This is a genomic window from Desulforhopalus glucosivorans (assembly GCF_054397165.1).
Genome location: NZ_AP044854.1, coordinates 3,402,551 through 3,425,725 on the forward strand (window position 1 = coordinate 3,402,551; position 23,175 = coordinate 3,425,725).

Here is a 23,175-nt window from a genome sequence, read left to right on the forward strand (position 1 = left end):
TGCAAATAAATCGACATGTGAAACTACGGTTTTCTCAAGAAAAACTTAAGAGAACTCCAAAAGATGCAAGTATCACCCCCGACATCTTTTCAATATAGTACATGGTTCCTCCTAACTTATCTTTCACTCCCTTTTGACCAACAAATGCTGCAACCATTGCATCCCACAGAAATACAACACCCACCATCCAGATCCCATAGAGACTCCTTATAAAAAGTGACGTTTCGGGGGATACCATGGTTGAAAATATTGCCAGGTAAAAGATGGCATTTTTCGGATTGAGGATGCCTGAGAGAAAACCCAGGTAAAATTGTTTTACATGGTTCTGTTGGTGCATAAAACCAGACGTTCCCTCAACTGTGATAAATTGCCTGGAAGAGCGAATCAGCATGATCCCTACAAAAATGAGATACCCACCTCCAAGGTAATGTAGCCCCTGCTGCAATAAAGCGGACTGGCTGACCAGTTCGAGGCCCATGATGGCAAAGGCGAGATAGATACCATTTGCCATTGCAATACCCAAGCATAGTGCAAGGCTATAACGCAGGGGAAGACGCAATGCTGCCTGCAGGATGAGAAAGAAATCTGGTCCTGGGCTGAGTAGTGCCAGAAAATGTGCCACTGCAAGTAGTAGAAATTCCATAGTATCCTCCATTGTTAAAATGGGAATACTAAAAAACTATGCAGGAAAATTATTGTACAAAATTGACACGGTACTGGGATGGAGTGATTGTGGTCATCGCCTTAAAATGTCTGTGTAGGTGTGATTGATCAAAGAAACCACATTCTAGTGCTGTTTCTGCTATATCAGCGCCCCGCTGCAGATATTTTTTAGCTCGATCTATTCGGCAATTCATCCTGTAGGCGTGGGGAGTAAGACCTGTGACTTTTTTAAATTGCCTGAGCAGGGTATAGGGGTTTGCACCAATCTCAACAGCAAGACTTTCAAGTGTGATGTCATCCTGTAGGTTTGAGCCGAGCTTACATCGCAGGTCGTCGATACCGGCAGTAACCTCAACCGACTTCTGCCCCACCTGACAGGATACACGAAAAATTGAGACCATAAGTTCAACGAGCTGTTGTTCTTTTTCCAACAGATGACTCTTCTTATCCATGAGGAGTGTCATGGTCGAAATATAGCGTTGATACAAACCTGGACTATCAAGGCGAACAGATGATACTTTCCTGAAGGCTGGAACATCCCATAATGTTCTTTGTACCTGATGGCACCAGTCCACATCGAGGTAGAGCATATAATAGCTTCGCTCACGTGTGCCCACGCTATTACAGGCGTGAATAACCTCTGGATTGATAAGAGCAAGGGAACCCTTTTTGAGGCTACTGTCTTCAGAGCCCACCGTATATGCAACTTCACCACGGTCCACAGCCCCCACACTAAATGTTTTATGCATGTGTGGCTTAAACTGCCCTGCACTCCGTGCTGAATAACGGCATTCAGCAAACGGCATACGACTGTCCTTAAAAAAATGTTCTCTACCCATTGTACGGATTTTTTCCTTTGTAAATCCTAGGACTGAAGATGGTCATGATACAGCCCTTCTTTTATGGCCAGATTGCTTTTTGCACTGTTTTCAAGCCTTGTCCCGATCCTGACCAAAAACTTTCCAAGCAGGAGACTCGTCCGAGCTATGAGGCCTGGATTTGCCCTGTTGTAGAGGTTAACCAATCGACAATGGTTTGCATTTTTCTCCGCCTCAAGTTTCTTTTCCTTAATTATCACTTCTATCAATAATGGATTCATAGTTACACCATTTGTTCTCCCGTCTCAATACTCCCTATTGTTTTAACAAAAGCTACCCAGCCCACTCAGACCGGAATCCCCAGGAGGACGACGAAGCAGTTCCTCCACAGCACCAGCAAGAAGCTCAACACCCTCTTTAATCTGCTCCTCATCAATCCAGGCATAACTGATACGGAAACAGTGGACAAAACGTTGATCGATATCAAAAAGTGGTCCCGGCAGAAACGATACACCCCTCTCAACTGCTGCCAGAAACAGTGCAACACTTGAGTAACCTTTCGGAAGGGTCAGCATCAGTGAAAAACCTCCACCTGGTCGTGACCACTCCACACCTTCCGGCATATATTTCTCAAGACTATCCATCATCACCGCGCAGCGTCTAGCATAGATTACTCTCATCTTATCCGTGTGACTGTCATACCTGCCCGAAGTAAAAACGGTATGTGCAATACCCTGGATAAGCGTTGGACATGAATGGTCCATGAGCCGCTTTAGTCCAGCCAACTGCTGGATACGCTCCCTTGAGCTAATTATCCACCCCAGTCTTAGGCCCGTCATAATCGACTTTGATAACGAACTGATGATGATCGTCTGCTCAGGCCCAAGAGCCCGATAGAGACTTGGCTGAACCTTAGCTGTAAAACTGAGGTCCCTGAACAGTTCATCGGCTATGAGAATACTGGAATTCTTCTTTGCCCATTCAACAAGGCTCTTATACCTCTCACTACTTAAGTGAACTCCCGTAGGATTATGGGAATATGGACAGAGATACAACAGGTATGGATTCTGCCCCTCCCCTTTTACTGGAAGCTGCGCCATGGTTCCCTTGTGATCGACTGAAACAGTCTCTACCCACTGGCCAAGTGCTGTGAAGGCATCCGTTACCCCTTTAAAACATGGGGTTTCACTCAACACCTTGTAGTTCATGTCGAGATTTAACTGGGCCACAAGTGTAATTGCCTGCATGGAACCATTGGTGATAAGCACCTGATCAGGTCCCACAAAACCGTTCTCTTCTGAAAACCTTGACGCTATTTCCTGTCTAAGATCATAGTTTCCAAGGGGATCAGTCTGCTCATACAGCGCCCCCCTATCCCGTGTTATTGTTTCCTCGGTAACCTCGGCTAGAAAATTTTCACCTAAAAATTGCGTGTCAGGCACTCCTCTTGTCATCTGAAGGATCCCCGGTTTGGCTGCAAGTGACATAATGTCAGTGAGCGCCTTGCCAACTCCCATCCGAAGCCTTCTTGCTGCAAATTCGAGAGATTTATTCTGTGCCTCAACAGGCGATGTTCCAATGTCAGGTGAAAACTGTCCGCCTGATTCAACCTCACTTTGCTGATCGTCTGGATTTTGCACAAAAGTGCCCCTACCTACATGACAAGACGTGTGCCCTGTTACTCGTAAATCCTTCAAAGCCCTGCGCACAGTGGCTTGAGTTACACCAATACGTTTCGCCAGATCAATTACAGACGGCAGCCTATCCCCTGGCTTTAACGCCCCTGTCTCTATAGACTCTTCAATAAGAGATTTAATCTGAACATAGAGTGGAACATCTGATTTTTTATCTATTGCGTAATTCATTGCATCAACCTTTCTGTGAGACAAAACAAGCTTTTTAAACGTCAAAAATAGTGAAAACAATGGAAGTTATCAGCATACGACCGCCAAACAACCATATCAATACGGTATCAATACAGTACCTATGCATTTCCTGTCAACAAAAAAGTGTCACAGCCAGACCCTTGCACCACAATGTAGGATGCTTAAGTTGACATGATGGACATCTGTTTTTGCCAGATCAAACAACATCAATAGGTCATCTATGAATTCAATTGCACCAGCAACCGATTTGGAAACACTCGAATTTGATAATAGCTTTATTAGGGAACTCCCTGGAGATACGCAACCTGGCAACCATGTTCGCCAAATTCAACACGCCTGTTATTCAAAGGTACTGCCGAAAAAAGTCAGCAACCCTCAACTTATCGCCTACAGTAAAGAGGTGGCAGACGAACTTGGTCTGTCCGTGCCTAGTTGTACTTCAAAACGTTTTACAGAAATCTTTTCAGGTAATGCCCAGCTTGACGGAATGGAACCATTTGCCATGTGCTACGGCGGCCACCAATTTGGCAGTTGGGCAGGCCAACTTGGCGATGGCAGGGCAATCAATCTTGGTGAAGTGATCACAAAAAGTGGTAACAGACAGGTATTACAACTCAAAGGCGCTGGGCCCACACCTTATTCAAGAAGTGCCGATGGTCTTGCGGTTCTTCGCTCATCAGTTCGTGAATTTCTATGCAGCGAGACTATGTATCACCTGGGCGTACCCACCACGAGGGCGCTTTCTCTTGTCACAACAGGGGAATCAGTAATGCGGGATATGTTCTATAACGGTCATCCTAAAAATGAACCGGGTGCCGTGGTCTGTAGAGTATCCCCTTCATTTATTCGTTTTGGTAACTTTGAAATTCTCTCTGCCAGAAAAGAACTCTCACTCCTAAAGCAACTCACTGACTATACGATCAGAACCGACTTCCCACACCTTGGTGCTCCCTCAAAAACTGTCTACCTCAAATGGTTTCAGGAGATCTGCGATACAACTGTTGCTATGATTCTTCACTGGATGCGAGTGGGCTTCGTCCATGGAGTTATGAATACTGATAACATGTCTATCCTCGGTCTGACCATAGATTATGGTCCATACGGTTGGCTTGAGGGTTATGATGCCAACTGGACACCAAATACAACAGACGCCCATGGCAAAAGATACAGTTACAGTAATCAGCCCCACATGGGCCAGTGGAACCTGTTTCAGCTTGCGAATGCTCTGTACCCACTTATTCAGGACAAAGAGGCCATAGAGGACGTGCTGAAATCCTACTCTACTAGTTTTCAGCTTGGCTGGAATAGTATGATGGCTACTAAACTCGGTCTCTCTACATTTGATCAGGAGACTGATGACGCGCTGATTGGTGATCTCATTGATATACTCCAGGAAGTGGAAACTGATATGACAATCTTCTTTAGAAACCTTGTTAAAGTTCCTGAGTCAGAAGATCCAACAGATACGGCAAGTCCCGACCACCCTCTATATGAAGCCTATTACAGCCCTGAAAAACGAGGCAATGAATGTATCGAAAAGACAAATCGTTGGCTTGGTCAATACCTGAATCGTCTTACAAAAGATCCCAAGAATAACAGGCAGAGAAAGGAGGCTATGAACCTCACTAATCCTAAATATGTGCTGAGAAATTACCTTGCTCAACTTGCAATTGACAAGGCAGAACTGGGGGACAATTCACTTGTGAATGAACTTCTTGAGGTGTTGCGATACCCATATAATGAACAGCCAGAGAACGAGAAATACGCAGTAAAGAGGCCTGAATGGGCAAGAAACAAGGCGGGATGCTCCATGCTTTCCTGCAGTTCATAAGTCAAGTCGTACACAAAGCTCATTTCCCGGGATCTAGTCAATACCGGGAAATGAGCTACCCTTCAAACGTTATGCAGATAAGCCAAGGCCGAGCCTCTTTTCTTTAATTCTCTCATCCATGATTTCTGCAGCTTTGGCAAAATCAGGTTCCACCATGAATGAAGCTCCAAACACATCTTCTAATCCGGAAAGAGCAAGATCAGTAACAAGCTTAGACCCGGTGATCTGTGGAGGAGTTCCAAGCTGTACTGGGATTCCTGATGCTACACAATATAACCCGATAGCAACCGCTTTCTCTGAGTACCATTCAGGTGATGCGCCCCAAACGGGCAGGTCTGAAATATCGACCCCAAGGGCATCTGCCACCAGACCACATAACTGAAGAACCCTAGAATTATCCACACAGGAACCAAAATGAAGAACAGGTGGAATATCCAGAGCTGAACAGATTTTTTTAAGCCCCGGCCCCGCCATCTCCACCCCTTCAGGAACCAAGAGTCCCGCCTTACCAGCAGCGGTCGTTACACACCCGGTGGCAAGTACAAGGATGTCACGCTTTATGAGTTCCTTGGCAAGGCCTACATTTTGGGAATCATGCTGAAACTTTGGGTTATTACAACCGACAATGGCACACACTCCACGTATTGACCCGTCCTTAATGGCATCGAGCAGCGGCTCAAGAGAGCCACCTAACATATCAAGTAGTGCCTCATTGGAAAAACCTGCGACAATATCCACCGGTTTGCCAGGAATTTCAACTTTGGATTGATCGCGCATCTTGTACGCCTCAATGGCCATTTCAATTATTTCCCGCGCCTGGGCACCTGCAGTTTCGGGCTTAAACGAGATATGGGTGGCTCCGGTAAACCGTGCCTTATCTGCTGTGGTAATAAACTTTGTATGATAGCAGGCGGCTGCCTGAACCATGCTTGGCATAATACATTGGTAGTCAACTACCACGGCCTCAACAGCACCGGTCACAATAGCAAGCTCAGTCATGAGGTGGTTCCCCGCCATTGGAATGCCCTGACGACCAAGAAGTTCATTACCAGTACAACAAAGACCACCAATATTAATACCCTCTGCACCAGCGTCCTTTGCAAGAGCCTCCATTTCAGGGCTCTGCGCTGCCGCCAAAACCATTTCTGAAACAACAGGATTATGTCCATGGACGAGAATATTGATCGATTTTTCCTTTAAAACTCCAAGACTCACTGTGGACTTAACAGGCTTTGGAACACCAAAAATAATGTCCGAGAGTTCGGTTCCAATCATCGACCCACCCCAGCCATCGCCAAGCGCGGTTCTGGCGGCATGGAGTAAGGTGCTCACCGCATCGTTATCACAACCCATATGGGTACGATGCATCATCTCAGCAATCTCACGGTCTACGCCTCTTGGCATAACCTGTAATTTACGCCATTTTTCTTTACGCACCTCAGGGACACGACTGATAAAACCGAGCTCTTTTTTCCTGCTGCCAAAATCAGAAAAACAGGCATCAACCAACTCAACAGCTACAGCTTGAACGTCCCTTCCCTCAGTTTCAATACCGAGTTCTCCTGCTATGCGTACAAGCTTATCTTCGTCTACAATACTATAATCCGGCGCATCACCTTCAACTATGGCTTCCAGAACTTCGATTAAATCGCGGCCATGGTCTGAATGGCCTGCAGAACCACCTGCCACAAAACGTCCAAAGTTTCTGGCCACAATAACGTCTCCATCAGCACCACAAACTCCTCGCTTCATTTTTCCGTCTTCTTTGAAGCTGATCCTGCAAGGCCCCATATTACAATTTTTACAGGTCAGGCCAAGTTCGCAGAATTTGCACCCGGGTGTCTGTTGTGCAAAACGATCCCATACGGTTTCTACTCCGTCCTTTTTCGCTTTTTCAATCATTTGCTGTGCGTCTTCCCAGATGGACAATTCAGCGGCTGGTCTTGGATCTTTTGCCATGATACACCTCATATCAGAGTTATCGTTTAGGATGCTCGTACCACTCTTTCATAAAGGTCAGAACATACCAGTAACAAACATATGGGTGAGAGAATATCATATGGCCTAGTTAAAAACTGTCACCTACATGACAAAACGTAAAAAAAGGATGTTGATCAGGAATGGACGACACCTGCTACAGATTCGAGCAGACTAATATCAGGAATGAGGAAATTCCCTCGTCCGGATCGAACGATAAGTTCTGCGCGAACAAGGTCACCCAGAAGAGTAGAGATTGTCTGCCGCGATGCCCCCACAAGACGGGCAATCTGCTCCACAGAGAGGTCGATTGTAACGCTAATGCCACCCTCTGTCTCTGTGCCGTGCCTTCGTGCTTCTCCCGCAAGAAGCGCCACAAGACGAGAATTGGCGTCTTTAAAAACGAGACCATCAATGATGGAAAAAGAGGTTTTAAGAATATTACCCAACACCCGTACCATGGCCTTTGTTACTTCGGGGTCTTTCGCCATCTTACGCCTAAAGGTGGTAACATCTGCCATAAGCAATTCCGTCTCCTCCATTGCCTGGACAAATGTTCTGGTATGGGTGGAGTAGATATCGCCTTTGGAGAGAATCCCTAGATTGAACTCTTTTTCTTCATAACCGAGATAAACCCGTACCCGACCACTTGCAAGAATAAAGATGAGATTCTCTTCCTGGCCAGGCTGGCAAATATAGGCCCCCTTGGTAAAAGAGCGTTGGACCAGAGAAGAGAGCAGCTCTGCAAACTCTGGCCTTCTGAGGTGATCCAGGAGATTTTCTTCTAAGAATTTCACTGCGTCTCACCCCCTGCGGCATCTGGCTTTATTGTAAAAACAAATGGGATGCCCACAAGCCCAATCAGTCCACAAAGAACAAAGGTCTTCTCAAGTCCAATCATATCCGCCACAAAACCGACCAAAACCACCACAGCTGATCGAGCAAGAAAACTAATCATCATAAAGACACCATTGGCAGCTGAAGAGCCATTCACCGAATATTCCTGAACCATTGCCAGCATCACCGGCGTTGTTGACAGAAGCGACACACCAACAACAAGGAGCATGACCAGCTGCAGCCAACCCGAAACAGCGGTGAACATCAGCATGGCAATGGGTGCCACGATAAGACAGAACGCAAGCAATCGTCTCCGTCCAAAACGATCACTGAGGCTTCCCACGGCCAATATTCCAACCACTCCGGCCGCCTCAAAACAGGCAAGGGATATTCCTGCAAGCCACAGGTCGCCACTCTTGGACATAATATAAAGAGGTAAAAATGCAGTCAAACAGGCGTGCATAAAACCTCTGACAATGACAATGCCAGAAAGCGGCAGGAGTAAACCCTTCATCTCCCTGCAGGTCTTACGAATTGAAGGCGTGGAGCGCGGATTGACTGTTACCGGCATATCACGAAACTTGAAATACATAACCACGGAGGCAATGACTCCAAAGACCATAATGGGATAGTAGCCATCAAAGCCTAAAAGAGAAACAGCACCGATAATCGTGATGGGACCAAGGGTTCTCGCAAGCTCCCCTCCAGTCATATAAAAACTCATCCCCTTACCGGTCTTCTTACCTGAAACCTTATAGACAAGGGCCGGTGCCGGCACATGAAATAACGAGACGCTTACACCGGTGAAAAACATGAGAATGAGTAGTACAGTGTAGCTTGGTGCAAGGCCTAAAAGTGACATGGGAATGGCTGTCATGGCTGGAGCCAGGATAATAAAGTAGCGAACACTGATCCTGTCTGCCAGTTTGCCGATGTAGGGGTTAAGCAGTGCGGGAATCTGCATCACCGTGGACAAAAATCCTGCCTGGGTAAGGGAGAGACCAAACTTTTCTATAATCAGCGGTAAAAGCGGTGCCAGAAAACTTGAGTACACATCGTGGATGAAGTGACAAAGTGATAAAAGAAGGACCTTACCCTGCTCAAAGGGTACTTCGTTTTTGTTTTCTGTTGTTTGCACGATATCCCACATAAAAAATGAATCTACACAACATTATGCCAAGGCAAGTATTACTTCGGCTATCATAAAAAGTCACACAGATTCAAACCACACAGGGGATATTCTCTCGCAATTCTACAATTTTGTCAGTCCATATTGCCCAGATTTTAATGGCCGTAAACTCCTTGTAAATGACCTATGGAAGGTAGCGAGGATTAACTACAGAGTTCAACATGCTCTTTAAATGAAAAAGGGAATTCACTGACCATAATTCATGGCCGGTAATCCCCTTTACCTTGTATAACTATAATGAACAAGGATAAGAATTAGTTCCAAATCACCATCGTTTCGAGATACTCTTCCTGCTCTTTCTCGCTCGGTTTTTCACTGGTGTTTTTTGCTGGTGCTTGTCTGTTTAATGCACAGACAAATTCTCTTCCGTCCTTAACCTTCACTAAGATAAATGCTTCGTATGTGCCTCTCATGATCTACTCCTTTATGTTCTATAACATTATTGAAGTTCTTACTGTTAACCAAAATCCGGTATTACATACTGCTCAACCGTTTTGCGGCACCCAAGATCACGTTAACACTGGAGCAACGCTACTTCCCCCCCTACTGGTTACCTGTTGTGGGATTATCTCCCGCCATTCACAGTACACTCAATTAACTACTGTATGGTTTATTATATGTCCGCTTTAGGTGAAGAACCAGCCATTTTGAGAATATTTACTGTCTCTTTACCTTTTATTTCACCTTCAACTTAAATTCTTTGACTCTACGGTGTCTTTTCTGTACAATTTTTGGCCAGTGTCTCTACAATCCGATTTGCATCAGTTACGGCCCTATGAATTCGCTCCATATGCCTCTTCTCTGAGGCAGAATCGTCTTTTGCTGCCAAGGAGAGCTCCGCACTACCATAAATTGCGAGTAGCATATTTTTAAGATCGTGTAACAAGACTTTATTTTCACCTCTCTCCGTTTTCACCGTTTCCCCTTCCTTCACTCTCTCTGACGGGATAGTCCCCTCTTCCTCTGGGGATGCAGGCTCTACTCTTTCTGCCTGATCCGACAACAGAGGCTGCAACCAGTGGTGCAATTTTTTCCTGAGTAGCTCTGCTGTAAATGGCTTGCCCAGATAATCATCCATACCGGCGTTAATGCATTTTTCTCTATCTTCCACGGTCACATGGGCAGTAAGGGCAACTATTGGCAATCTCTTATTTCCTCCCCCCCGGCCCTCTTTTTCACGAATCATCCGAGTTGCAGTGTAACCATCCATCTGGGGCATCTGACAATCCATAAGAACGAGATCAACCGTATTCTCTTTGAGATACTCGACAGCCTCAAAACCGTTTACGGCAAGTGCTACTGAGCAATGCATATTCTCCAGCTGGTTGACCACTACCTCTCTATTTATTTCATGATCTTCAACCACAAGTAGTTTAGGGGGCCTGGTCCAGCCCAAAGCGAGAGTGCTTTTTTTCATCTCGTCTTCAACTTCCCTCACAGTTTCTTCACTTGGCTCAGGGAAAAACAGATTAAAGCTAAAAGAAGCCCCCTCACCCAAAACACTGTTTAAGATGAGCTTACCTCCCATCAAGTCAATAATTCTTGAGGCAATCGCAAGACCTAGTCCGGTTCCCCCATATTTTTGGGCGACCCCACTATCCGCTTGCCTGAATGGTTCAAAAATCATAGCCTGCTTGTCTGGCGCTATACCCAGCCCAGTATCGGTTACAGTAAACTGAATACGTACGCCATCCCGTTTCCGTAATATGACTTTGGCAGAGAAATGAACTTCTCCTTTTTTGGTAAACTTAAGACTATTTGAAACCAGATTGCTAAGCACCTGATTAAGCCGTAGTTGATCTCCCACAACCATTTCAGGCAAATTATTATCAAGGGAACTTGTGAACTGAACTTCGCGATCTTTTTGTAGTCCCTGGTATAGAGCACAAAACTGCACCATCGCAGAAGAGAAGTTATAGGTTTCTGAAGAAATCAAAAATTCGCCGGCCTCAATTTTAGAAAAATCAAGGCCATCGGTTATCACTCTCATCAACCATTCACTGGAGCGTGAGATGAGATTCACATAGTGTAATTGCTGGCGAGACAAATCGGTCCTACTCAATATTTCAGTCACCCCGACCATACCATTTAAGGGCGTGCGTATTTCATGGCTCATGGTGGCCAGAAAATTAGACTTCGCCTTATTGGCTTTCCTTGCCACCTCAAGGCTATTGGTTAACTGGTTAAGTAGAGATGCAACATAGAGGGGAAGAACCACGAGTCCTGCAAACAAGCCAAAGGTCACGTGCGAATTCATCTCATATCTGTCGGAAAACAAAACCACAAAGGAAAATCCCAACACACTGAGTGTTGCAGATAAGGCAAGGTACCGCTGTCCAAATCTAAACCCATTTCCGAAACTGACCCAGAGATAGATGATAAAAAGTGGAGTTCCAAGCATCCCATGAAAATACAGGACTGCTGTTGTCGCTCCATTATCTATAACAATGCCCAATACCCGCCGCACAACCGATACACCGGGGACAATCGTTAACCAGAGCAGAATAAAAAAAGCGATGATAAAAAAAGTTCCTGAGGTAAAAAGAACATACCAATCATCACCGGACAGACTTCTATCCCCCAGTATGGTGTAGAGCAGGTAAGCGAAAGCAATAAGCCCCACCCCAACCCGTAACAGTGCCTGCTGATGTTCAAGGTCCGGACGATTATCCCAATAAGAAACGAGGTTTCTAAATCGGTTAGTGCCCATTTTATAGGTTTTTTCCAACGTCTTCATTGCTCTTTAACCTTTTTAAATACTCTTTACTCTACAATGTATCACACATTGAAAAAGGCGAACAAGCCACATTGCTTTTTTTCTGTGTTAACTACAGTAGAAGTACAACTGAAAGAGAAATAAATGAAAGAAGGGTCGAGATGACAATTGCAGAAGAGGCGAGTTCGGTATCACTATGCATCTGAGAACTCAGGACATAGATGGCAGTGGAGGTGGGCAGGGCAAAAAATAGTAACCCGGCTTTAAACGCCACCCCGACCACCCCAAAAGCGGACAAGGTGCACCAACCAATGACAGGAAAGACTAAAAGCTTAAGAAGAGCACCAATGAGAGACAGACTCAAATTTTCCCGAACCCCGTTAAAGGTTAAGGTTCCCCCTATGGAGATCAGGGCGAGCGGCAAAGACACCATTGAAATAAGAGCCAATGAATTATCAATAAACACAGGAAAAGGAATCGCCAGGCGACTATAGAGAATCCCGGCCAAACATCCCAGAATAAGAGGATTTGAAATCACCGCCCGGGAGATTATCTTTGCCCGTTCTCCAGATTTAAGCTTACCTTCCGAAAACCAGATGAGTACTGTCACAGCAAAGAGATTAACCAGAGGAATGACAAATCCAATCAAAAGACCAAAATACTGAACCCCTTCGGAGCCAAGACTATTGAGAACGACAGCAACCCCAATATAGGTATTAAAACGATAACAACTCTGGGAAAAGGAACCGGCCTGAAAGGGTGTAACCCTGCACACCTTAATGGCAAGAGATGATAACAAAAACATGAACAGAAAGGGTAGTATCCCGGCACAGACAAAGATCCAGTCGATACCTCCTGGAAAAGATGCCCCGCCAATTTTCCAAAACAACATGACAGGAAAAAAAAAATAGTAAATTAACCTGTCCGCTGTCTGTAAAAATTCGTTATTGGTGAGAGACCTGTTTTTAAGAAAACCTCCAATAAGGAGCAGTATAACGATAGGAAATAAGGAATTCAGAACAATCACAATCAGGCCCCATATGAATCATTAATGATTTACTCCGACTTTCTCATGAACATTTTGATCGTCAACTGTCAACAGCTTGTATTTGAGACATATGTTTTCAATTTTTAGCACTGAATTGACTGACAAAATGTTCACCAAAGGTCAACCAATCTAGCATAATCTGCTTTGTTGCTGGACCAATAAACATAACTGATTATCGGAGTCTACGCTTACCTATTCCCTGAAACTCTCATCTCCTGGCCATTGGCTGATGAAAAAGTCAGACTATCTATCATGAAATATCGCTTGAACTCTGCACACTGACTATACTATTGTCAGCTGAGAAAAACCCAATAAAAGATCCATATATATACAAAAAGAGCAACAACATGACAGACGAATACAGTGATCGTTTACGACTCCTTGAAGAGAAATTTGAGTATCAGGAACAGATGATCGACAGCCTGAACGAGGTTATTATCGATCAGCAAAAACAGTTAACGAACCTCACAGAACAAGTCCACTATCTCAAGTCACAGATGGCTGCATCCAATGAAGATCAGCCGGCTGGAGAAGATCCACCACCACCCCATTATTAAAGCTAACCCTGACAAACGGAAAATATGCCAAGATTAGTACGCATACCCCAGGAGGTTACATGGCCCAAAAAACTATCGTGCACAAGGGATACCACGGCACAATCAAAGTAGACACTAGCGATTACTCCCTTTTTGGAACAATCCTTTTCATTGACGAAGAGGTTTCCTACAAAGGGAAAACATTTGTGGAATTAGAATTGGATTTTCAGAAAGCTGTGGAGGGCCATATAAAAGCCTGCATAGAAAAAGGTATTGAACCACCCTTTTCTGAATAGCCTGCCACACGATGAAGCGCAATTAAGGAGAAAACCAGCATGGATATTTATTACGTCGGTGGTCAGTTTGTAAAAGAAGACGAAGCCCTGATCTCTGTAAATGATCTCTCTGTCATACGAGGTTACGGTGTTTTCGATTTTTTACGAACATACAACGGAGTACCCTTCCACCTCAACGACCACCTTAAAAGATTACAAAATTCCGCAAGGCTCATAGGCCTCAAGCTGCCCTTACCTGTAGAAGAGATCAAAGTTCTTATAGAAAAAGGTCTTTCTCTCAGTGCTCACAAAGAAAAAAATGTTAAAATCATAGTAACCGGAGGCTTGAGCGAAGATGGCATTACTCCAGGTGAGACACCACAACTTCTTTTAATGATCACGGCCACCATAGCTTTCCCAGCTTCCTACTATGAACAGGGGGCCAAACTTATAACGAGTCATGTAGACAGGTTTATGCCGGGGGCTAAAACCATTAACTATATTCCGGCAATCCTCTGTAAAAACGACGCTAAAGCACAGGGAGCAGTAGAAGCTATCTTTGTTGACAGGAACGGCTATATGCAGGAAGGAACAACCTCAAACCTCTTTGTCGTGCGAGATGGGTCTCTCATAACCCCACCCTGCGACAGAGTTCTTCCTGGAATTACCCGCCAGGTAGTTCTTGAACTTGCAAAAAAATCCATGGATATTATCGAGCGTCCAATCCATAAAGATGAAGTCAGACTCCTCGATGAGGTGTTTATAACATCTTCAGTTAAGGAAGTTATTCCAATTACCTGTATTGACTCAACAGAAATTAACAACAACTATATAGGCCCAATCACCCAAAACATTATGACCTGGTTTGCGGAGAGAACAGCCAACTATATGTGAGTCTTTCGTAAAAAAACAAGAAGAGTGCAAGGCACACTGTAATACAAGCCTTATTGTTTATGTATATTCTTCATATATTGTCTTTATAATTGATGTAATCCTGTGCGGGTACTTGTACAATTGCACTCTTGCATGAAGCAAACACGGGGGACGGGGTATCTTACCATCAGTCAGGGGCTGAGGATAAGGCATCATAGACACGAGTGCCTTTGAAAGGTTTTTTTACAAAATCATGATCACATTTTTAAACAAAATAGCCAAGCTGCCTTCTATTCAAAATGTTCTTCTCCTTTCACATCAAGGAGAAGTTCTGTTTGGTGAAAGCAGTACGCCGTCCTCCCCTGTTACTCAGCAGAACAGCGCTGCTTTACATACTGTAGTTGCCTCACTGAAAAAACCCCAGACAACCACCCTGCATTTCAAAAAAGGCTTCATCTACCTCCACTCTACGTCCATTGGCTATATTGTCATCACCATGCAAGGTGACAAAAATTTAACAAAGCTCAAAGACGCCTGCCTGAATGTTGCCAAAAAACTTGAGCAAAAGAACGTTGCCAAAAAAGTTTTATTGACGATGCTCGGAAAAAGTGATGACACCTTAAAACCTGAGCTGATAAAGGCACTAATCCCCCACGCCGACAAAGATGTTGCAGTGACCATAATAAATGTCATCGCAAATGCTCCTAGACTCTCAGAAGATTCAAAGGATACTATACTACTGGTTGCATGCCAGACTCTTGGCTACTGCTCATATTTTGAAGCAACCTCCTGTTTGAAGAGTTTGCTGGCAAATCATACTTCGGGAAAAGTCTCCCTCAACCCCTATATCGTTGAAGCAGCCCAACTCTCCATTCGGCAATTAAAAGAGATCAACACCCAGGAAATGCAGGCACCACAACAACCTGTAGTCCCTGCACCATCTCCTCAGCCCCCCCCCACAGCCGGCAAGAGTAAAGCGGCCCCTGTTGCCCCTACTGTCCCAGCAGAACTAAAAAATCTACCAGAGAAGGGGAAAATCGAATCCCTGATTGCAGAGGACAAAAAACCTGCAGCACTAGAGGTAATTATAGATCTCATAAAAACAGCGACTCAAAACAAAGAGTTTGATAAGGCTGAAGCCCTTCAAACATGGTTACTGCAAATTGCGCCCATGGCTTTAACTGAAAGCATCAAGGCTGCAGAGCTCATTGAAGAGAGTAAAAAAGCACTTATCAGTGAAGAATTTTACAGTACCTGGCATGGGATAGTAAAGGTTCTGAACAATGATGAGTTCATTGATTTCTACCATGCCATGAGCATAAAAAATTACCCTAACGGGGAGCATATTGTACAGCAAGGACAAATCCGCGCAGAACTGATGTTTGTCAACAGCGGAAGAGTGCAGTTGTATACCCAAATCGAAGGGAGGGAGATAGGTCTTCAAATGGTCCAAGATGGCGATTTACTAGGGCACGATACTTTTTTTGAGCTCTCAGTATGGACCAGCGGCGCCAAAAGTCTGGGCGCCGAGGTGTATTCACTATCGTTTGAAAATTTACAAAAGCTCGAAAAGAAATTCCCTGGCATAGAATCTAAAATGGCAGATTATTGCAGCCGCTTAGATACATCGACGACTCTGATGCGAAAGATGAAGCGTTCCAGACGACAACTTGAACGAAAAGCAATATCCGCAAGAGTTTCTTATGTATTACTGGAATCAGAAACAGAGACAACTGGTGTAAATGGCAAAGGAGATATCCTGGATATCTCCCAGGGCGGCCTCTGTTTTATTGTGCATTCATCAAAAAGAAAAAACACCCACCAGTTCTTTGGTAAAAAGATACTTCTTAAGATAAACAAGAGCCATACGAGCGCACCAGTGGAACGAAATGGGAAGATTTTAGCGGTTAGAGATCACGATATAATAGGCAATGCCTACTCTGTACATGTGCAGTTCAACACCATACTGACCGGTACTGAGCTCCGTGAAATAGTGGCATTTCACAGACAATAGCCTGTCGGAAAAAAAAGAATATCTGTCAAGAACTACCCCCTAGAGTATTCACAATTTCCATGGCATCAGTTTCAGGAGAACAGCTGATTTCGATGGGGGGTTTACTGGGGAGAAGGATAACCTGTTCAGTCCCATGGCTCACAGCACCAAAGTGAAATCGGCCCAAACCAGCCTGCTCACCAAGTACTGATATGTGTTCTACAACACTTGTCATTTCAACATTCTCAGACATTTCAACAACCTTGTTAGCCTTGACGTCACCTGCCAGTATATTTTTCACTTCACGCAGTGGAGTTGACCTGAGTTTGGTGTAGGTATCTCCGGCCAGACGATCGCGACCTTCCTCCTCATCCTCATCACTCATACTCACCGCCTGCATGATAACTGTCTGCAGGGGCAGGTTGATGTTATCTTCAATGTCGGGGCATTTATTTTCTATGAACACCGTCACATCGCCCCAGCCAAAAACAACATGGGCAGCATCCAGCCCCGATATCATTCCAACTTTGGCCTCAACCAGTTGTCCTTCAACAAAATAGAGAATCCCACCATGGGCCGAACTGTTGTCCAGCACACGGGCAGTACAGGTTTTTGCCTCCATTTCCATAAACTGAAAAAACACAGGTGGCGACACATTGTTCATGATACCGCCCTCCGCTTCTTTCTGAAGATAGTTCATAATACTCTTACCTAATACCTGCGTATCAAATGGTTTGGTAAGGTATTCCAGCACACCCTTGGGAGGTATTTGCTTCTGCATCTCCTCTTTTGATTTTCCAGACAAAATAATTACAGGCATATACGGGAAATTACTTCGTATATGGGCAAAGAGGTTAGCCCCCTTCATTCGCGGCATAATAAGGTCAATGCAGACAAGAGAAAAACAGCCGTTTTCCAGCTTTTTAATTGCATCAAGGCCGTCATTCGCAAAAACCAGACTAAAGTGGTCAGCAAAGCCTGCCAGCTGTTGTTCTACAACTATTTGTATGACGCGATCATCATCGACAAAGAGAATTTTTCGGATCATGGTGTGCGCTGTACGCCTCTCTTCTGAATATTGATTTTACTATGAACTTTCATCTTACACCTTAGATCTGTCTATACCATAATAATTCTTATTCAGTTCCTAGCCAAAATACTATTAGTGCCTTACTCCCAGGCTTCTGTAAAAAAACAGGTAGCGTTGACTCTGAGAAACTGAGTTGAGGTGAATTCATTGTTTCGAGTAATTCACAAGGTACTTATCCCGTCCATCGGGATTAGATTAAGCAGCTAAAGCTTCTAACTTCGCATAGGCTGCAAGGAGCACCATCTCCCCATGATCATCAAAGAGTACGGTGAGACGACCCTGCTTTTTGTCCTTAATTGCTGTAACGACTCCAGAACCAAATGCTGGGTGGAAGACCATGAGGCCCTCAGTGATATCTGAGATACCAAGAAATGCTGGTTGCTGTGTGGTGGGCTTAGTATTACTCTTTTCTTTTGGTGCAGAACGTTCTTTTTTTCGAATGAGCGTTGTTTTGGCCCCTAGGGCCAGGAGATAACTCTCTGCGATAATTACTTCATCAGCAGAGTGATCTTGATCACCCGACGCATCGGATAATGACCTGCCAAGAGATGTTGAGAGACCAATATTTGCCTCATACAAGAATCTGCTTGCCCGAAGGCTGCCTGTGGGTAACTTGCTATAATTCTGCGCGATGTTTCGCTTTAACTGGGCGTCGGTTGGGTGAATACAGACGACTTTTTCAATCCCACGGGTCATGGCCACATAAAAGAGCCTTCGCTCATCTTCAAGATTACCATCCTGTTCCCGGTCTCTGTAAAAAGGAAAACTTCCATTTTCAAGTCCTGGCAGAATAACAAGGGGCCATTCCAGTCCCTTTGCCCTATGAATGGAGGTCAGCAGGATAGTCTCTTCATGCTCACCATTTTTTTCCTGCTGTAGCGCATGTATCTTATCGATCAAACCCGCCATACTCAGATTATGGATACTTGCAAAATTAATAAATGCTTCACAGGTTTTCACCCTGTTTTCAGCGGTTGCTGCACGGGCAGAAAAAGAGTGATAAAACTCATAGAGTTTCAGCTTGTCCACCAGCTTTTTGAGAAAAGGCCCTGCCATCCCGGAACGGCCCTGTCTCTGTATCCACTCCCAGGTCTCTGCCGCCTCACGAAACCGCCTTTTTATAAATGGTGGAACATCACCGTCACACCAATCATTTAGAATGGTGGCTCCCCCACTTAAATTCTCAGTAATGGTGGTCGCAAGGGAGATAATTTCATCCTTTCGTACCCCAAGATGCGGCTGAGAGAACATCGCCTCTAACTGCTTTTGCTGCTCTTCAGGAGAATTATCAGCAAGTGAACCAAACCCGAGTTTGAGATAACCCATCAAGGCAACAATTTCTTTACAGTCAAAAACATCCGCACCCCCCTCAAGCCTATAGGGAACCCCGGCCTCAAGAAGCGCAAGCTCCACCGGAACAGTCTGGGCAAAGAGCCGAACAAGAATTGCAGCTTCCGTGAGAGATCTGCCGCTCGCCTGCCAGGAAACAACCTCCTGCAACACCCCTTTGCCACTTTCCGCCTCAATACAGGAGAGTTCAGTCTGGCTGGTTGACTGGTGGGAGACGCAAATTTTTTTATCTCGTTTTCTGTTATTGGCAATGAGGTGATTTGCAGCAAGTGAGAGCTGGTGCCCATAACGAAAGGTGTATGAGAGCTGGTAATTGGTAGGACGCGTAAAGTCAGTTGCAAAGCGTGTGGTTATATATTCTGGTCGTGCCCCTCTCCATTCGTAAATGCATTGGTCAACATCGCCTACAACCATCACTTTGGCACGACTACCTGCTACCGTTTTAATGAGTTGCTGTTGGCATTCATTTATATCCTGATACTCATCTACAATGATGTGCTCAACCCTGTTTGCAACCCAGCCCGCGAGTTCGTCACTATCAAGCATTGCCATCAAGGGTTCATAAATAAGATCTGAGTAAAAACGGATTTTCTCTTTTTTCCTCGCCTCCTCAAACCGGCGAAATGCTTCAGGGAAAAAATGCAGACGAGGCGATAGATCCTGCTCTTTAAAAACCTTTTTCGGTCCTCGAGTAGTTGACTTTACCTGGTCAACGAAGGTGAGAAACTCTTCAATATCGTCCCCCATGAGATATCCATCTTCTTCGCCTGAGTCACGGTAGGCTTCATTTGCTACCTTTCTGGCGATTCGTTCCTGGATATACTCTTCGGTTACTAGTCGGTACTGAGCGAGCGCTCCTTTTTTTGAAAAACTATTCACTAAGCGCAAGCCAAAGGAATGGAAGGTCCGCACTTCTGGCAAAGGTTTATTAAGAGTAGCAAGATGTTTTTCCATGGCCTCCTGAAAGGCATCTCTCGCTGAACGGTTAAACATCAGGATAAGGATGCTATCTGCTGCTACTCCCGACTCTAGAAGATGACCAATCCTAGCCACCATGGTGGTGGTCTTACCAGAACCCGCAACAGCACTTACACGGGCATGACCACCGCTGTGCTCAACTATTCGTAACTGTTCTTGGGTCAGGTTCATGGAAAATCAGAGATGTATACAAAAACAGAAGACAGGGCCGCAGTACATTTCACTGTGGCCCTGAGGTGATTGAAAAACCAGGTGCGATTATTTCTTTTTAGGCGGCATGACATCAGTAATTGAGCCATCCACAATTTCAGCTGCAAAGGCAAAGGTCTCAGCAAGGGTCGGATGGGCATGTACAGTTAAACTAATATCTTCAGCTGTTGCCCCCATTTCAAGAGCCATTACCGCCTCATGGATGAGTTCTCCCGCATTAATACCACAGATTCCTGCACCAATTAAACGGCCGCTCTTTTTATCAAACAGAGCCTTGGTTACACCGCTCGACGCCCCAGCACTAAGAGCCCTGCCACTGGCACCCCATGGAAATTTACCCTTTTCAAAGTCGATTTTCATGGCCTTGGCTTCTTTTTCCGTAAGCCCCATCCAGGCCACTTCCGGATTAGTGTACGCAACAGATGGAATAGTCATGGGCGTAAAGGCTGCATCGTGGCCCGCAATAACCTCGGCTGCCACCTTACCCTCATGGGTTGCCTTATGGGCAAGCATCGGTTCACCAATAACATCCCCAATGCCGTAAATGTTTGCAACAGAGGTTTTCTGTTTTTCATCGGCAATAAGAAAACCACGTTCATCAAGAGCCAGACCAATCTCCTCAAAACCCATGTCTGCAGTATGGGGCCTTCTACCAACTGCCACAAGTACCGCATCGTACTCACCTGTTTCAGGAGCTTTAGCTCCTTCAAAAGCAACTGTTACTCCAGTATCACCAGGAGTAATTTCGGTTACCTTGGTTTTAGTGTGAATGGTGTATTTCTTTTTAAGCTTCAAAAAAAGCGGCTGGACGAGATCCTTATCTGCAGGTGGAATAATCTGCTCAAGCATCTCAACTATAGTCACTTCAGAGCCAAGAGCGCTATAGATCTGGGCCATTTCAAGACCGATAATACCACCCCCAATGATGAGAAAACGTTGAGGAATAGAGGTGAGGGCCAGTGCATCACTGGAATCCCAGATCCGTGGATCCTCCGGGATACCTGGTAGGGCAAATGGGTATGAACCGGTTGCAACAATGGCGTTTGCAAAGGTGATCTCTTCCTCTGTTCCTTCGCCTCTAACGCTCAGCGTATTAACATCTTTAAAAATGCCCTTACCTTGCACTCGAGTAATCTTGCGCGCCTTACAGAGACCATCAAGACCACCAGTGAGTTGCTCAATCACCGCATTTTTCTTGCCAAGAAGCTTGGTGATATCAATTTCTGGTTTTGAGAAACTCACACCATATTCATCAATTTCAGTTGCTTCTTCAATGACTGTGGCTGCATGGAGCAGAGTCTTTGAAGGAATACAACCCACATTGAGGCAGACCCCGCCAAGGCGTTTTTGCTGTTCAACAAGACAGACAGAAAGACCGAGGTCTGCTGCACGAAATGCAGCGGTATAACCACCGGGACCACCCCCCAACACTACCAGATCATATTTTCCTGCATCAGCCATTTATATACTCCTTAATGGATCAGAAATTCACTGACTGTCCAAGCTTTATACTTGTTTCTTGTGAATGAATTTCGTGAAGATATTTACCCCCACACGGGGCGCTGAACTGTGTTCCGCCGTATGTTCTTTTAGCCGGACTTATATAAGAGTTCTTTTCATGTCTTCAATATTCAGTTTCAGGGCCTTACAGAATCTCGCGGCCTCTGCACCATCAATTACTCTGTGATCATAGGATACAGAGAATGGCAGGGTAAGTCGTGGCACAAATTTTTCACCATCCCAATGGGGCTTCATATAGCTTCTGGAAAGACCAAGAATTGCTACCTGTGGATTGGATACAATCGGGGTAAAACCTGTTCCACCAATTCCGCCAAGACTTGAGATAGTAAATGTGGCACCCTGCAGATCGCCAATACCCAGTTTACCAGCTCTTGCGTTTGTACTGAGCTGTATCACATCGCTCGCTATCTCTGTGCAGCTCTTTTGATCCACATCTTTGATGACAGGTACGACAAGGCCATCAGGGGTATCAACTGCAATACCTATATTGTAGAATTTTTTCAAGATGACTTTATCGCCTTCAGGCACCAGAGAACAGTTGAAAAAAGGAAATGCTTTTAGGGTTGCAGCTACAGCCTTTGTTATAAAAATCAGAGGGCTGAACTTTACCTCACCCTCTCGGGAACCACCATTAAGATCCTTTCTGAAGGCTTCAAGATCTGTAATGTCGGCCTCTTCAAAATGGGTGACATGGGGAACTGTAACCCAGCTTCTATGGAGATGCGGTCCGGATATCTTTTTGATCCGACCTAAGGCCAGCTCTTCCACTTCACCATACTTGCTAAAATCTTCAAGGGGTGGCGCAGGCATTGCAAAACCCTGTGCTCCCGCAGCAGGCACTTTTCCGGCAGCCGCCAGCACATCTTCTTGCAAAATACGTCCGTTGGGTCCGGAACCTTTAATCTGAGTAAGATTTACCCCCTGCTCCCGTGCATAAATACGTACTGAAGGCGTTGCATGGGACACAGCTCCAATCTCCTGTTTTACAACAGGCCCCGCGGCATCCTTTACACTACTTTTTACAGGCTTTTCTTCCTTAGGCTCTGGACTCGCCACAGCTTCCTCCTTTACAGGAGCTTCTTCATTTGCCTCTGCACTTCCGCTAGTCTCTATGAGGGCGATAACATCACCACTTGAGACAACATCGTCCTCTTTAACCAGAATCTCTTTAATGACACCAGCAAGGGGGGAAGGTATGTCCATTACCGCTTTTTCACTTTCAAGGGCAATGATTGAATCCTCCACCTCAACCGTATCACCAGCCGCAACAAAGATTTCTACAACCGCAATTTCCTGAACATCACCAAAGTCGGGAATCAGTATTTTTTCAACAGCCATCTAATATTTCTCCAAGTAAGATTGCAAATTTAGTACCTTATAAATT

General features: G+C 45.1%; 19 protein-coding genes. 5 read left to right on the forward strand and 14 right to left on the reverse strand.

All coding sequences use genetic code 11. The annotated features are described in order from the left end of the window. Nucleotides 1–34: 34 nt before the first annotated feature. From ACX6CI_RS14815 to ACX6CI_RS14830, 4 genes are read right to left on the reverse strand one after another with little or no spacing between them, the layout of a single operon-like run. Nucleotides 35–643, reverse strand: coding sequence for a LysE family translocator (locus ACX6CI_RS14815; RefSeq protein WP_458774418.1), 609 nt, complete (start codon nt 641–643; stop codon nt 35–37). 49 nt (nt 644–692) lie between these two features. After that, nucleotides 693–1,469 (reverse strand): AraC family transcriptional regulator, encoded by a 777-nt coding sequence (locus tag ACX6CI_RS14820; protein WP_458774419.1) that lies wholly within the window; start codon nt 1,467–1,469, stop codon nt 693–695. Between the two features lie 59 nt (nt 1,470–1,528). After that, nucleotides 1,529–1,762, reverse strand: coding sequence for a hypothetical protein (locus tag ACX6CI_RS14825; RefSeq protein WP_458774420.1), 234 nt, complete (start codon nt 1,760–1,762; stop codon nt 1,529–1,531). Nucleotides 1,763–1,804: 42 nt separating this feature from the next. Beyond that, nucleotides 1,805–3,346 (reverse strand): aminotransferase-like domain-containing protein, encoded by a 1,542-nt coding sequence (locus ACX6CI_RS14830; protein WP_458774421.1) that lies wholly within the window; start codon nt 3,344–3,346, stop codon nt 1,805–1,807. 241 nt (nt 3,347–3,587) lie between these two features. On the opposite strand from ACX6CI_RS14830, the gene ACX6CI_RS14835 reads away from it, so the two are divergent. Then, entirely contained in the window at nt 3,588–5,198 is a 1,611-nt protein-coding gene (locus ACX6CI_RS14835) for a protein adenylyltransferase SelO (RefSeq protein ID WP_458774422.1), read from the forward strand. Nucleotides 5,199–5,267: 69 nt separating this feature from the next. On the opposite strand, the gene cooS is transcribed toward ACX6CI_RS14835, so the two are convergent. From cooS to ACX6CI_RS14865, 6 genes are all read right to left on the reverse strand, one after another. Continuing rightward, entirely contained in the window at nt 5,268–7,157 is a 1,890-nt protein-coding gene (gene cooS, locus ACX6CI_RS14840) for an anaerobic carbon-monoxide dehydrogenase catalytic subunit (protein ID WP_458774423.1), read from the reverse strand. A gap of 155 nt (nt 7,158–7,312) precedes the next feature. Continuing rightward, a complete protein-coding gene (locus tag ACX6CI_RS14845) occupies nt 7,313–7,972 on the reverse strand; it encodes a Crp/Fnr family transcriptional regulator (protein ID WP_458774424.1) in 660 nt (219 codons plus the stop codon). Beyond that, a complete protein-coding gene (locus ACX6CI_RS14850) occupies nt 7,969–9,150 on the reverse strand; it encodes an MFS transporter (protein WP_458774425.1) in 1,182 nt (393 codons plus the stop codon). Before ACX6CI_RS14850 ends, ACX6CI_RS14845 begins: the two co-directional genes overlap by 4 nt. 305 nt (nt 9,151–9,455) lie before the next feature. Next, nucleotides 9,456–9,614: a hypothetical protein gene (locus ACX6CI_RS14855; RefSeq protein WP_458774426.1), complete on the reverse strand. Its 159-nt coding sequence runs from the start codon at nt 9,612–9,614 to the stop codon at nt 9,456–9,458. Nucleotides 9,615–9,907: 293 nt separating this feature from the next. After that, the gene (locus ACX6CI_RS14860) at nt 9,908–11,938 is read right to left on the reverse strand and encodes a response regulator (protein ID WP_458774427.1); all 2,031 of its coding nucleotides are present in this window, start codon (nt 11,936–11,938) and stop codon (nt 9,908–9,910) included. Between the two features lie 91 nt (nt 11,939–12,029). Continuing rightward, nucleotides 12,030–12,944 (reverse strand): AEC family transporter, encoded by a 915-nt coding sequence (locus tag ACX6CI_RS14865; protein WP_458774428.1) that lies wholly within the window; start codon nt 12,942–12,944, stop codon nt 12,030–12,032. Nucleotides 12,945–13,312: 368 nt separating this feature from the next. Between ACX6CI_RS14865 and ACX6CI_RS14870 the strand changes: the two genes are divergently transcribed. From ACX6CI_RS14870 to ACX6CI_RS14885, 4 genes are all read left to right on the forward strand, one after another. Next, nucleotides 13,313–13,522 carry a SlyX family protein gene (locus ACX6CI_RS14870; protein ID WP_458774429.1) on the forward strand — a complete coding sequence of 70 codons (210 nt, stop codon included), beginning with the start codon at nt 13,313–13,315 and terminating at the stop codon, nt 13,520–13,522. 59 nt (nt 13,523–13,581) lie between these two features. After that, nucleotides 13,582–13,797: a hypothetical protein gene (locus ACX6CI_RS14875; RefSeq protein ID WP_458774430.1), complete on the forward strand. Its 216-nt coding sequence runs from the start codon at nt 13,582–13,584 to the stop codon at nt 13,795–13,797. Nucleotides 13,798–13,836: 39 nt separating this feature from the next. After that, nucleotides 13,837–14,670, forward strand: a complete 834-nt coding sequence (locus tag ACX6CI_RS14880) for an aminotransferase class IV (protein ID WP_458774431.1) — start codon at nt 13,837–13,839, stop codon at nt 14,668–14,670. Nucleotides 14,671–14,902: 232 nt separating this feature from the next. Beyond that, nucleotides 14,903–16,663 carry a cyclic nucleotide-binding domain-containing protein gene (locus ACX6CI_RS14885; protein ID WP_458774432.1) on the forward strand — a complete coding sequence of 587 codons (1,761 nt, stop codon included), beginning with the start codon at nt 14,903–14,905 and terminating at the stop codon, nt 16,661–16,663. A gap of 25 nt (nt 16,664–16,688) precedes the next feature. Here ACX6CI_RS14885 and ACX6CI_RS14890 read toward each other — a convergent pair whose 3' ends face one another. From ACX6CI_RS14890 to ACX6CI_RS14905, 4 genes are all read right to left on the reverse strand, one after another. Next, nucleotides 16,689–17,690 carry a response regulator gene (locus ACX6CI_RS14890; protein WP_458774433.1) on the reverse strand — a complete coding sequence of 334 codons (1,002 nt, stop codon included), beginning with the start codon at nt 17,688–17,690 and terminating at the stop codon, nt 16,689–16,691. Nucleotides 17,691–17,927: 237 nt separating this feature from the next. Continuing rightward, nucleotides 17,928–20,231, reverse strand: coding sequence for an ATP-dependent helicase (locus ACX6CI_RS14895; protein ID WP_458774434.1), 2,304 nt, complete (start codon nt 20,229–20,231; stop codon nt 17,928–17,930). 87 nt (nt 20,232–20,318) lie between these two features. After that, nucleotides 20,319–21,731, reverse strand: coding sequence for a dihydrolipoyl dehydrogenase (gene lpdA / locus ACX6CI_RS14900; RefSeq protein ID WP_458774435.1), 1,413 nt, complete (start codon nt 21,729–21,731; stop codon nt 20,319–20,321). A 138-nt stretch (nt 21,732–21,869) separates the two neighbouring features. Further along, a complete protein-coding gene (locus tag ACX6CI_RS14905; protein WP_458774436.1) occupies nt 21,870–23,129 on the reverse strand; it encodes a 2-oxo acid dehydrogenase subunit E2 in 1,260 nt (419 codons plus the stop codon). Between the last annotated feature and the right edge of the window lie 46 nt (nt 23,130–23,175).